The organism is Pseudomonas sp. FW305-3-2-15-E-TSA4 (assembly GCF_058787295.1).
Map to the genome: position 1 here is coordinate 296,760 of NZ_JBYSZP010000006.1, position 12,433 is coordinate 309,192.

The window sequence follows — 12,433 nt, forward strand, 5'->3', positions numbered from 1 at the left end:
CGAATGCGTCGGGTCAGTCAATTCATCTTTCAATGACACACCGCTTTCGCGAGCAAGCCCGCTCCCACAGGGAAACCCGGTGTGAGGACTGGCTTTACAACAACGAAATCGGATAGCTGATAAAGACCCGGTTCTCGTCGAACTCATTGGTGCTGAAGTCCCGGCGTATCGTCGCGTTGCGCCATCTCACGTTGAGGTTTTTCAGCGGCCCGCTCTGCACGGTGTATCCCAGTTCCGACTCGCGGCCCCATTCCTTGCCGTCGGTTATCGTCCCGGTGTGCACGTTGTCGCCGCTGATGTAACGGTTCATCAGGGTCAGGCCGGGAATGCCGAGGGCAACGAAGTTGTAGTCATGCCGCAACTGCCAGGAGCGCTCTTTGGCGTTGTCATAACTGGCGTTGTAGCTGTCGTTGGCCAGGGTGCCGCCGCTGGTGCCGTTGACCCGCATCCACGCGTCATCGCCGCTGAGTTTTTGCAGGCCGACATAGAAGGTGTTGCCGCCGTAGCGGGCCGACAGCATGGCGAACGCGGTCTTGTTATCGAGGTCGCCGGCCTGGGCGCTGCCGTCTTCCTTGCCGGTGAAGAAACCGAGGTTGGCGCCCAGCGTCCAGTCGCCCAGCGGTTGGCTGTGGCTGAGGTTGAAATACTGCTGCTGGTAGATGTCGCTGAGTTCGGCGTACCACACGCCGACCAGAGTGCGCTTGTCGTTGAAGGTGTACTCGCCGCCGCCGAAGTTGAAACGGTCGGAGGTGAAGGCGCCGCGGCCGTTCATCGACATGTCTTCCATGCTGGCATCGTTGCGCGGGCTGTTGCCACGGAACTGCCCACCGTAGAGGGTCAGGCCGTTGATTTCGGTGGAGGTGATCTGGCCACCGCGAAAGGTCTGCGGCAACGAGCGGCCATCGTCCGAGCGCAGGATCGGCAGCACCGGCATCCATTCGCCAACCTTCAATTCGGTCTTCGACACCTTGGCCTTCAGCGCCACGCCGAGGCGACCGAAGTTGTCCGCCGGACGCCCGTCATCGTGAATCGGCAACAGTTGCGTACCGCCGGTGCCCTTGCCGCCATCGAGTTTTTGCGAATACATCCCCAGTACATCGAGACCGAAGCCGACGGTGCCTTGGGTGAAGCCGGATTTGGCATCAAGGATGAAGTTTTGCGTCCACTCTTCAGCCTTGCCCTGCGGGTAGTTCGGGTTGACGAAGTTGCGATTGAAGTAGGCGTTGCGCAGGTTCAGCGTGGCTTTGCTGTCTTCGAGGAAGCCTTCGGCGTCGGCGCTCATCGGCAAAACCAGGGCGAGGCTGCTGCAGCCGATCAAACTCAGGGTGGAACACGGGCGGGGGAAGGAAATACGGGACGTGCGAACGGAATTGCAGACGAGTGTGCTCACTGTGACGCTCCCTGTTGTTGTTTTTATTATTTGTCATACGTCGTCGTACAACATGGTTGCGGATAGTTGCGAGGTTTTCCGTAAAAGTCAACAGGGCTTTTTACGATTATTTTGCGCGAGGTGGCAGCCCTCCAAATGCTGCGAAGAGGGCTGTTTTCGGCGGGTTTACCGGTTATAGAGCGCCTCTGTGTTGTCGATCAGCGGGTTTTTCTCGGTCAGGACGATCCGGGCGATCTGGTCCTTGCGCATGAATGTCACTTTCGGATGGGACTGCGCATAGCGGATAAAACGTTCCATCGCCTCGACCATCGCCGGGGTGCCGCCGATGCGGTCGTGCAGACTCACTGACATCATCCGCCGCTTGCCAGCGCCTTCGGAGTACAGCCGATCAAATTCCAGAACCAGTTGCTGATAGAACTGCTCGGCGGAAAAGTGCCGACCCTCGATCAACACGATGTCGTTGTTGCGCAAGGTATACGGCACCACGGCGAATTTGCGTCCCCGAACCATGGTCACGAACGGTTCGTCGCGGCTGACGTCATCGATGTGGTAGCTGAAGTTGAGGTCTTGCAGAACCTTCAGCGTGTTGGGGCTGCGCCGCAGCCAGTTGGCGTTGTAGCCCACCGAGCGCTGGCCGGTAAGTCTCTCGACCGCGTTGACACCGTCGCCGATGAACTGTTTTTCCTGGTCGTAACTCATGTTGTAGGAATCGGCCCAGCGCATGCCGTGGGCTGCCAGTTCGTGGCCGCGCTCGGCAATCGCTTTCGCCAGTTCCGGGTGCTTGAGTGCCGCATCGCCGACCACATGCGAGGTGACCTTGATCCCGGTGCGATCCCACAGGTCGAGCATCCGCCACAAGCCTTCCTTGTAGCCATAATCAAACCAGGTCTGCGCCGGCAGATCAGGGTAACCCTTGGGCAATGGACTGCCGGAGAACGGACTTTCCGCACCCTCGGGCTGGCCGCCGGTTTCGAACTGCATCGACACTGAAATCACCAGTTGCGAACCGTCCGGCCACGGGCGTTCCTGGGCGAAGGCGAGGGCGGGCAGCAACAGGGCGGCGGCCAAAAGGTTTTTCAGCAGGCGTGGGGAGCGTTGCCAGTGGGGCGTGGTCATAACGGGCACCTTGCAGGTTGAGAAGGGCTGCAAGGGTGGCAGTTGCCCGGCGCGGGAAAAATCCGTTGCGGGCGAGAGGACCTTTAAACAGAATTTACGAATCCACCACGAACCCTGTGGGGGCGGGCGTGCCCGCGATAACGGTCTGCCAGTCAGCCTGTTGCCGAGCCGACTGCCGTCATCGCCGGCAAGCCAGCTCCCACAGGATTGTGGGTTTGCCGCAGGATTTGCGGCAAACTCCCGGCAACACAAGCACAAGGCCTTTCAATGGATCGATATGCCCCGCGCGACTGGCAGCCTCACGAGAAGCCCAGTCTGCCCGGTTCCCCCTCGACGCCGCTGCACTCCAACCCCAAGCGCCTGGCCTATGCGCTGGTCGGGCTGCTGGTGGCGGTGACCGGTGGTTTGGGTAACTCGCTGGTGGTCGCCAACCTGCCTTACCTGCAAGGCGCGCTGGGCGCGACCACGGCGGAGATGGCCTGGCTGCCAGCTGCTTACGTGATGACCAACGTGTCGATGAACCTGCTGCTGGTGAAGTTTCGCCAGCAGTTTGGCCTGCGTGCATTCACCGAAGTGTTTCTGGTGCTGTATGCGCTAGTGACGTTCGGTCATCTGTTCGTCAACGACTTGAGCTCGGCCATCGCGGTGCGGGCGGCGCACGGCATGGTCGGTGCGGCGCTGAGTTCGCTGGGTCTGTATTACATGGTTCAGGCGTTTCCGGCCAAATGGCGGTTGAAAGCGCTGGTGCTGGGTCTCGGTGCCTCGCAACTGGCGCTGCCGCTGGCGCGCCTGTTCTCCGAAGACTTGCTGCAGATTGCCGAATGGCGCGGCCTGTACCTGTTCGAATTGGGCATGGCCTTGCTGTCGCTGGGCTGCGTGCTGCTGCTCAAGTTGCCGCCCGGTGACCGCTTCAAAACCTTCGAGCCGCTGGACTTTCTGACCTTCGCTATTCTCGCCAGCGGCGTGGCACTGCTTTGCGCGGTGCTGTCGCTGGGGCGGATCGACTGGTGGCTGGAGGCCAACTGGATCGGCTATGCGCTGGCGGCCTCGATTGCCCTGATCCTCGCGGGCTTGGCGATCGAGCACAATCGCAGCAACCCGATGCTGATGACCCGCTGGCTCGGTAGCGGCACGATGATCCGCCTGGCGCTGGCGGTGACCCTGATTCGCATGGTTACCTCGGAACAGTCCACCGGCGCCGTCGGTTTCATGCAGAACCTCAACATGGGTTATGAGCAGTTGCACAGCCTGTATGTGGTGATGCTGATCGGCAGCGTCGCCGGACTGGCGACCAGCGCCCTGACCATCGACCCCAGGCACCTGCTGATGCCGCTGATCATCTCGCTGGCGTTGATGGCGACCGGTTCGGTGATGGACAGTTTTTCCAATAACCTGACCCGCCCGCAAAACCTGTATTTCAGCCAGTTTCTGCTGGCCTTCGGCAGCACGTTTTTTCTGGGACCGACCATGGTGTTCGGCACCCGCAACGTGCTGACCAATCCGCGCAATCTGGTGAGTTTTTCGGTGTTGTTCGGGATCTGCAACAACCTCGGCGGCCTGCTCGGCGCGGCGTTGTTGGGCACGTTCCAGATCGTGCGCGAGAAATTCCATTCCAGTCACCTGGTCGAGCACCTGACGCTGTCCGATCCGTTGGTGGCTGCCCGTGTGCAGAGCGGCGGGTCGGCTTACGGTTCCTTGCTGGCCGACCCGAGCCTGCGCAATCTGGCCGGGATTCGCAGCCTGTCCAACGCGGCCACTCGCGAAGCCAACGTGCTGGCCTATAACGATGTATTCATGCTGATCGCCGTGATTGCGGTGTTGACCATGATCTGGCTGTCCATTCGTGCGCTGTGGCTGATGAGCACCACCAAAGCCGTCGACCTCGCGCCTTCCGTACCTCCTGACGGTGCTTCCAATTCATGACCGAACCGACCACCACAACCACCAATGCCATCGCCGCCACCCCGGAAGGCGTGGCACCGCCGTCCTCGCCGAACACCGAGCCGCGCTCGTTGCGGGTGCGGATCATCTCGTCACTGGGCTTTGCCGCGATTGCCATCGTCGGTGTGCTGATCGTGCTCTACGCCTGGCAGTTGCCGCCATTCAGCAGTGCGGTCGAAACCACTGAAAACGCCCTGGTGCGTGGCCAGGTGACGATCATCGGCCCGCAGCTCAGCGGTTACGTGTTCGAGGTGCCGGTGCAGGATTTCCAGTACGTGAAGGCCGGCGACCTGCTGGTGCGCCTGGATGACCGGATTTATCAGCAGCGCCTCGACCAGTCGCTGGCGCAACTGGCGGTGCAGAAAGCCGCGCTGGCCAACGTGGTGCAGCAACGCAACAGCGCCGAAGCGACGATCAAACTGCGTCAGGCGGTGGTGGCCGACAGCGAGGCGCAGTTGCGCAAAAGCGAGGCGGATCTGCGCCGTAACAAGGAGCTGGTGAGTGACGGCTCGGTGTCGAAACGCGAGATGGACGTGACGCTCGCGGCCAATGCGCAGAGCATTGCGGCGGTGGCGCAGGCCAAGGCCAATCTGGAAATCGCCCGGCAGGATCTGCAGACGGTGATCGTCAATCGCGGTTCGCTGGAAGCCTCGGTGGCCAGCGCTGAAGCGGCGGTGCAACTGGCGCGGATCGACTTGTCGAACACCCGCATCGTCGCCCCGCGTGACGGCCAGCTCGGGCAGATCGGCGTGCGCCTCGGCGCTTACGTCAACTCAGGGGCGCAGTTGATGGCGTTGGTGCCGAACCAGAAATGGGTGATCGCCAACATGAAGGAAACCCAGATGAACAATGTGCGCGTCGGGCAGCCGGTGCGCTTCACCGTTGATGCGCTGAACCACCGCAAGTTCACCGGCCATGTGCAGCACATTTCGCCTGGCACCGGTTCGGAATTCGCCCTGTTGCAGGCTGATAACGCCACCGGCAACTTCGTGAAAATCGCCCAGCGCGTGCCGGTGCGGATCACCATTGATGAGGGGCAGCAGGAAGAGGAGCGCTTGCGCCCGGGGATGTCGGTGGTGGTCAGCATCGACACCGCGGCGGGCGATACACAACCGCATTGATCTGCGCAGAGCCCCTGTAGGAGTGAGCCTGCTCGCGATAGCGTTGTGTCAGTCACGGAAGTGTTTACTGATATACCGCTATCGCGAGCAGGCTCACTCCTACAAGGGAGTCGCGGGGCTTCAGGCAGCAATCATCGGCGGCAGGGTACCGAGCAGGGAGACGGCCGCCACAGCACCCATCCCCAACAACCATTCCAGTAGCACACTGCGTTTGAGCGCGCCCATCCGCTGTTCGCAATCATCAATCCGCAAGCGATTGAACAGCGCCAGCGCGAGCATGCCCAGCACCAGCAAGGCCTTGATCAGCAGAATCAAGGCAAACCCTGCAAAGAGCGGCGTCGGCCACCATTGCCCGGTCAGCACGCGCACGTTGATCAACCCGGTGATCAGAAGGCCGCCAACGATCGCATAACCGACACCGCTGAAGCGTTGCAGGATCCGCCCCATCGCTGTGCTCGGCTGACGCAGGATCAACACCAACACCAACAGCAACAAGCCGCCCAGCCATGCAGCGACGCAAGTCAGGTGAACGATCTGGTTAAGGATCAGCAGTTGCCCGCTGAGGCCGTCGAGCATCGCGCCGTGACCGACCGGCGCCAGGGTCGCCAAGAGCAGCGCGCTCAAGCCCAGGCGCAGCAGCACATTCGAACGCCACGGCGTGAACAGCAATGCCAGCAACAGCGCGTTGATCAGCAGATGCCAGCGCCAGACCTGGCCGAAAAAGGTGTTGCCGAGCACCACGCCAACAGTGTCCGGATCGAACGCTGCCGCCGCCGAACCGGCCATGCTCGCGGTGATCAACAGTGCCCAGGTGACACCGCTGACCAACGCAATCGCCGTCAGCCAGCGCGCCAGTCGCGCCAGATGCCGATCCAATGTCGGCACTGGTGCCTTGAGCAGCAACGGCCGGAACAACCAGGCGCCGAACAGCATCAACACCGCGCTGAAATGCACAAAGCGGCACAGCACCAGCGCTTCACTCATGAATTACTGACCAACCTTGAACTGGTAGGCGCCTTCGCTCTTGTGTGTGTCGACCGACACCGCGTGCCATTCGACTTTGTATTCACCGGCGGCGAGAGGTGCGGCGGGGGTGACGATCAAGGTTTTCTTGTCGCCTTCGGTGGTCAGCGGTTTGATCGCGACCGGGGCGCCGTCGTGGGTCAGGCTGACTTTGGTGAAACTGGCTTCGACGCCTTCAGAAAAGGTCAGGCGCAGATCGGCCGGCGTGGCGACGGTGCTGTCGGCGGCCGGGGTCTGGCTTTTCAAGTGTGCGTGGGCGAAGACCGAAGATGCGGCGAACAGCGAAGCGAGCAGGGCAGTGGTGGTCAGGACGTTCTTGAACAGCATCGCGGATACCTCTGAGGCAGGACAAAGAAGCGCCAGTTTAGCCATGCGCCGGCCTTCATACGAAGTTTTGTTTGCAGCGGTCGCCCCGAGGCCAGAGCGGATGCTAGTCTTCAACAACGTCGTTGTCAGGGAGCCCTCATGGGCAATCACAAGATCGAGATCCGTCGCAGTAACGTCGAGAAAATCCTGCTCGCGGCGGAAAAAGTCTTCGCCGAAAAAGGTTTCGGCGGCACCGCCATGGCCGACATCGCCGCCGAAGTGCAGCTGCCGCGTTCCAACCTGCATTACTACTTCTCGACCAAAAGCGAACTGTACAGCGCGGTGCTGTTCGACCTGCTGGAAGTGTGGAAGCAGGACGCACTGTGCTTCGAGATGTTCGATGACCCGCGGGTGGTGCTCAGCAGCTACATCCGCGCCAAGATGAACCATTCGCGCAGCCGGCCGCACGGCTCGAAAGTCTGGGCCAACGAGATCATCCACGGCGCCCCGACCTTGGGTGAAGCGCTGGATCTGAGCCTGTACGACTGGGCGAAAATGAAGGAAGCGAAGATCCGCCAGTGGGTCGAAGACAAGCGGATTCTGCCGGTGGAGCCGTCGAGCCTGCTGTACATGATCTGGGCTTCGACCCAGCATTACGCCGACTTCGACCATCAGGTGAATATTCTCAACGAGCATCAACCGCTGTCGGACATGCAGTTCGAGCGGGCGGTGCAGACGGTGACCAGTGTGATTTTGCGCGGGATCGGGTTGGAGCCCTGATATATGAGTTGAAGCGGCTGGCCTCTTCGCGAGCAAGCCCGCTCCCACTGTTTTGAAATGCATTCCAAATGTGGGAGCGGGCTTGCTCGCCAAGGCGTCAGTTCAGACGCTACCTGCCCTAAGCTGAGACATGGTACGGATTGCGCGGATCATGATTCCAGTCCAGAAACGGCTTGCCGGTCTCCATCGGCACCATCTCGATGCAGTCCGCCACCGGGCAGGTGATCTGGCACAGATTGCAGCCGACACACTCATCATCGATCACTTCATATTTATGCGTGCCGTCAGCCTGTTTCAAGCTGCTGATCGCTTGGTGTGAAGTGTCTTCGCAAGCAATGTGGCAACGCCCGCAACCGATGCACGCGTCCTGGTCGATCCTGGCGATCACCTGGTAGTTGATGTCGAGGTACTTCCAGTCGGTGGTATTGCCCACTGCGCGCCCGGAGAACTCGGCGATGTTGGCGTAGCCTTGGCTGTCCATCCAGCGCGACAGACCGTCCTTCATCTCCTCGACAATCCGGAAACCGTGGAGCATCGCCGCCGTGCACACCTGCACCGCGCCACTGCCCAGCGCCATGAACTCCGCCGCGTCACGCCAACTGCCGATGCCGCCAATGCCGCAGATCGGCAGGCCTTGCGTCTGCGGATCACGGGCAATTTCGGCGACCATGTTCAGCGCGATCGGTTTGACGGCCGAGCCGCAGTAACCGCCGTGGGTGCTTTTGCTGCCGACGGTGGGCAGGGCGACCATGTGTTCCAGGTCGACGCTGGTGATCGAGTTGATGGTGTTGATCAGCGACACCGCATCGGCGCCCCCGCGATGCGCAGCGCGGGCGGCGACACGGATGTCGGTGATGTTCGGTGTCAGTTTGACGATCACCGGTAGCGAGCAATAGGTCTTGCACCAGCGCGTCACCTGCTCGACGTACTCCGGCACCTGACCGACCGCCGCGCCCATGCCGCGTTCGGGCATGCCGTGCGGGCAACCGAAATTCAGCTCGATGCCGTCGGCACCGGTGGCTTCCACCAGCGGCAGGATGTGTTTCCACGACTCCTCGACGCACGGCACCATCAGCGAGACGATCAGCGCACGGTCCGGCCAGTCCTTCTTGACCTGTGTGATCTCGCGCAGGTTGATTTCCAGCGAGCGGTCGGTGATCAGTTCGATGTTGTTGATGCCCAGCACCTCGCGGTTGTTGCCGTAGTACGCCGAGTAGCGCGACGAGACGTTGACCGCTGCCGGGTCCTCGCCGAGGGTTTTCCAGACCACGCCACCCCAACCGGCCTCGAAGGCGCGGACCACGTTGTAGGCCTTGTCGGTCGGCGGCGCGGAGGCCAGCCAGAACGGATTGGGCGCTTTGATACCGGCGAAGACTATCGAGAGATCGGCCATTTACGCAGCCTCCACGTTGAGCATCAGTTGCGCGTTGATCGCCTCGGCGGCGAGTTTGCCGTGCTGTACGGCTTGCACGGTGAGATCCTGATCGAGGCTGGTGCAGTCGCCGCCGGCATACACGCCGGGAATGCTGGTGCGCAGGTTGTCATCGACCTGAATCCGTTCGCCCTGACGTTTGAGTTCACGGGCCAGCGGGTCGGCGAGGGCGCTGCTGTCGAAGGCCTGACCGATGGCTTTGAAGATCGCGTCGGCGGCCAGTTCGAAGGTCTCCCCAGTGGTTTGCAGGCGACCGTCGACCAGTTGTGTACGGGCAAAACGCATGCCGCGCACCTTGCCTTGCGCGTCGAGCAGCACTTCCTCCGGTTGCGCCCAGGTCAGCAGGCGCACCTGATTGGCTTTGGCGATGTCTTGTTCGTGACCGGTGGCGCCCATGTCCGCCGCGCCCCGGCGATACACCAGATTCACATCGCGGGCACCGAGGCGGGCCATCTGCACGGCCATGTCGATCGCGGTGTTGCCAGCGCCGAGGACGATGCAGCGTTCGGCCAGTGGCAGTTGCGTCAGATCATCGGCCTGGCGCAGTTCACGGATGTAGTCGGTGGCGGCGAGCAGGCCGGGCGCGTCTTCGTGGGCCAGACCGATCTGTTTGCTGGCGTTGAGGCCGAGGCCGAGGAACACCGCGTCGAACTGCTGATGCAGCTCGCTGAGGGTCAGATTCTCGCCGAGTTTCTGCCCGTGACGGATTTCGATGCCGCCGATCTGCAGGAGGAAATCCAGCTCCTTCTGCGCGTAATCGTCGACCAGTTTGTACTTGGCGATCCCGTATTCATTGAGGCCGCCAGCCTTCTCCCGTGCTTCGAAAATCACCACGTCATGCCCGTGCATCGCACTGCGGTGGGCGCAGGACAAACCCGCTGGCCCGGCGCCGACCACGGCGATGCGCTTGCCGGTGCTCGCCGCACGCTGGAACGGGTGCTCGGTGAAGTGCGCGTTGTCCACGGCGTAGCGTTGCAACAGGCCGATCAGCACTGGCGCGCATTCCTGGGCGTTGTTGCGCACGCAGGCTTGCTGGCAGAGGATTTCCGTCGGGCAGACCCGGGCGCAACTGCCGCCGAGGATGTTCGCCGAAAGAATTTTCTGCGCCGCACCGGGCACGTTGTCCTGATGGATATTGCGGATGAACGACGGAATATCGATCTCGCTTGGGCACGCGTTGACGCATGGCGCGTCGTAGCAATACAGGCAGCGCGAGGCTTCCAGATGTGCCTGCCGGGCGTTGAGCGGTGGCGCCAGATCGGTGAAATGACCGGCGAGGGCGGCCGCGCTTTCGTGCGGATGCGGGAGATGGTTCAGGGTCTCGATCACGGTTTTGTGCCTCACGGTTATTGAGGTTCTCTGCCTCTGATGGGCAGTGGTTTTTGTGTCGTTTGGGAGGGCCTCTTCGCGAGCAGGCCTGGATTTCAGCGTTTCACAGCCGCCGGCTTGTGCCTCTCAGCCCGCTTGCTCAGCAAATCAAACACCGCCGGATACGCCGGCCGTTCGATGTACCGCCCGGCCCCACGCTCGGCGCGCAGGTCGCCGTCGGCCCAGACCACTTTGCCCTGGCTGACGGTATGGCTCGGCACGCCGCGCACGGTCTTGCCTTCGAAGATGTTGAAGTCCACCTGCTGATGGTGGGTCTTGGCGGAGATGGTGCGGGTGCCTTGCGGGTCCCACAGCACCAGGTCGGCATCGGCGCCGACGCGGATCGCGCCTTTGCGCGGGTAGAGGTTGAAGATTTTTGCGGTATTGGTGGAAGTGAGGGCAACGAAATCCTGCATCGACAAACGTCCGCTGTTGACCCCTTCATCCCACAGCACCGCCATGCGGTCTTCGATGCCGGCGGTGCCGTTGGGGATCTTGCTGAAGTCGTCGCGCCCGGCGGCTTTTTGCTCGGCGCAGAAGCAGCAGTGGTCGGTGGCGGTGGTGTGCAGATTGCCGTTTTGCAGACCATGCCACAGGGCTTCCTGATGGCCGCGCGGGCGGAACGGCGGGCTCATCACGTAACCGGCGGCGGTCTGCCAGTCCGGGTGCTGGTAGACGCTGTCGTCGAGCAGCAGATGCCCGGCCAGCACTTCGCCGTACACTGGTTGACCCTTGCTGCGGGCGTAGGTGATTTCGTCCAGCGCTTCCTTGGTCGAGACATGCACCAAGTACAGCGGCGTGCCGATGGTCTCGGCAATACGAATAGCCCGGCTCGCCGCTTCGCCTTCCACCTGCGATGGCCGCGACAGTGGATGCGCTTCCGGTCCGGTGATGCCCTGGGCCATCAACTTGCGTTGCAGGTGATAGACCAGCTCACCGTTTTCCGCATGCACGGTCGGCACCGCGCCGAGTTCCAGGCAGCGTTCAAAACTTGCCACCAGCGTGTCGTCGGCGGCCATTATCGCGTTCTTGTAGGCCATGAAATGCTTGAAGCTGTTGATCCCGTGATGGCTGACCAGCTCGGCCATTTCCTCACGTACTTGCTCGCTCCACCAGGTGATCGCGACGTGGAAGCCGTAGTCCGATGCCGACTTCTCGGCCCAGCCGCGCCACTGATGAAACGCTTCCATCAACGACTGCTGCGGATTGGGAATCACGAAGTCGATGATCGAGGTGGTCCCGCCAGCCAGACCCGCAGCGGTGCCGCTGTAAAAGTCTTCACTGGCCACGGTGCCCATGAAAGGCAGTTGCATGTGAGTGTGTGGGTCGATGCCGCCGGGCATCAGGTATTGGCCGCTGCCGTCGAGCACTTCGGCGCCGGCGGGAACATCCAGGTTTTGACCAATGGCTTTGATCACGCCGTCGGCGCAATAGACGTCGGCGCGATAACTTTCATCATGGGTAACAACGGTGGCGCCACGGATCAACAGAGACATTCCGAGTTCCTCGCAGGCATGACCGACTTGTGCCGGTTCTAAATGTTTTATTGATGTACAACGCTGATCGGCGTATTCCTGTCAGCGCTGTCAGGAATAGAAGCTAGTCGCAGTTTTGAAATTGATCAAGATTATTTTTTATAAGCTTATGACTGTTTTAACTGTATGAAAAATAACGATAAAAACTGCAAATCACCAAAATGGTGAGGTTGTTCACCATTTTGACGCACTTGACAGGATGGAATTATGAGCAAGATTTCCTATGTGAAATCAGCCGCTTGAAGTTGAGCTGCGGTTGAGCGCCCGTGATGAAAAAAAGTGCAGTGCACCAGATTGAGTCCTGACAGTTCGAACAACTTGGCAAACGTTTGGCCTGAGCGTGCAGACAAGTTTTCGCGGACTCTTTCGGTGAATAATTAAAACCGAGCAATATCAGAAAGTTGCAATGTGTTTGAACCAC

Annotated in this window: 10 protein-coding genes; 3 read left to right on the forward strand and 7 right to left on the reverse strand. The window is 61.0% G+C overall.

Translation table 11 applies throughout. The annotated features are described in order from the left end of the window. Positions 1-94: 94 nt before the first annotated feature. Positions 95-1,390, reverse strand: a complete 1,296-nt coding sequence (locus tag AC3WMV_RS10975) for an OprD family porin (RefSeq protein ID WP_098968228.1) — start codon at positions 1,388-1,390, stop codon at positions 95-97. A 165-nt stretch (positions 1,391-1,555) separates the two neighbouring features. Then, a complete protein-coding gene (locus tag AC3WMV_RS10980; protein ID WP_103369158.1) occupies positions 1,556-2,506 on the reverse strand; it encodes a polysaccharide deacetylase family protein in 951 nt (316 codons plus the stop codon). Positions 2,507-2,773: 267 nt separating this feature from the next. Here AC3WMV_RS10980 and AC3WMV_RS10985 point away from each other — a divergent pair, with 267 nt between their 5' ends. Continuing rightward, the gene (locus tag AC3WMV_RS10985; RefSeq protein ID WP_103369157.1) at positions 2,774-4,429 is read left to right on the forward strand and encodes an MFS transporter; all 1,656 of its coding nucleotides are present in this window, start codon (positions 2,774-2,776) and stop codon (positions 4,427-4,429) included. After that, on the forward strand, positions 4,426-5,568 hold the full coding sequence (locus AC3WMV_RS10990) for an HlyD family secretion protein (RefSeq protein WP_027613204.1): 1,143 nt from the start codon (positions 4,426-4,428) through the stop codon (positions 5,566-5,568). The genes AC3WMV_RS10985 and AC3WMV_RS10990 overlap by 4 nt, the downstream gene beginning before the upstream one ends. Before the next feature lie 120 nt (positions 5,569-5,688). On the opposite strand, the gene copD is transcribed toward AC3WMV_RS10990, so the two are convergent. Both copD and copC read right to left on the reverse strand, forming a co-directional pair. Continuing rightward, a complete protein-coding gene (gene copD, locus AC3WMV_RS10995; RefSeq protein ID WP_103369156.1) occupies positions 5,689-6,552 on the reverse strand; it encodes a copper homeostasis membrane protein CopD in 864 nt (287 codons plus the stop codon). A 3-nt stretch (positions 6,553-6,555) separates the two neighbouring features. After that, the gene (gene copC / locus AC3WMV_RS11000) at positions 6,556-6,918 is read right to left on the reverse strand and encodes a copper homeostasis periplasmic binding protein CopC (RefSeq protein WP_103369155.1); all 363 of its coding nucleotides are present in this window, start codon (positions 6,916-6,918) and stop codon (positions 6,556-6,558) included. Between the two features lie 138 nt (positions 6,919-7,056). Here copC and AC3WMV_RS11005 point away from each other — a divergent pair, with 138 nt between their 5' ends. Further along, positions 7,057-7,677, forward strand: a complete 621-nt coding sequence (locus tag AC3WMV_RS11005; protein WP_096795914.1) for a TetR/AcrR family transcriptional regulator — start codon at positions 7,057-7,059, stop codon at positions 7,675-7,677. A 118-nt stretch (positions 7,678-7,795) separates the two neighbouring features. Here AC3WMV_RS11005 and preA read toward each other — a convergent pair whose 3' ends face one another. The 3 genes from preA to hydA all read right to left on the reverse strand — a co-directional run bounded on the left by preA (position 7,796) and on the right by hydA (position 11,973). Beyond that, positions 7,796-9,070: an NAD-dependent dihydropyrimidine dehydrogenase subunit PreA gene (gene preA / locus AC3WMV_RS11010; protein WP_103369154.1), complete on the reverse strand. Its 1,275-nt coding sequence runs from the start codon at positions 9,068-9,070 to the stop codon at positions 7,796-7,798. Further along, positions 9,071-10,438, reverse strand: a complete 1,368-nt coding sequence (locus AC3WMV_RS11015; protein WP_103369153.1) for an NAD(P)-dependent oxidoreductase — start codon at positions 10,436-10,438, stop codon at positions 9,071-9,073. 95 nt (positions 10,439-10,533) lie between these two features. Further along, positions 10,534-11,973 carry a dihydropyrimidinase gene (gene hydA, locus AC3WMV_RS11020; RefSeq protein ID WP_103369152.1) on the reverse strand — a complete coding sequence of 480 codons (1,440 nt, stop codon included), beginning with the start codon at positions 11,971-11,973 and terminating at the stop codon, positions 10,534-10,536. Positions 11,974-12,433: the final 460 nt, after the last annotated feature.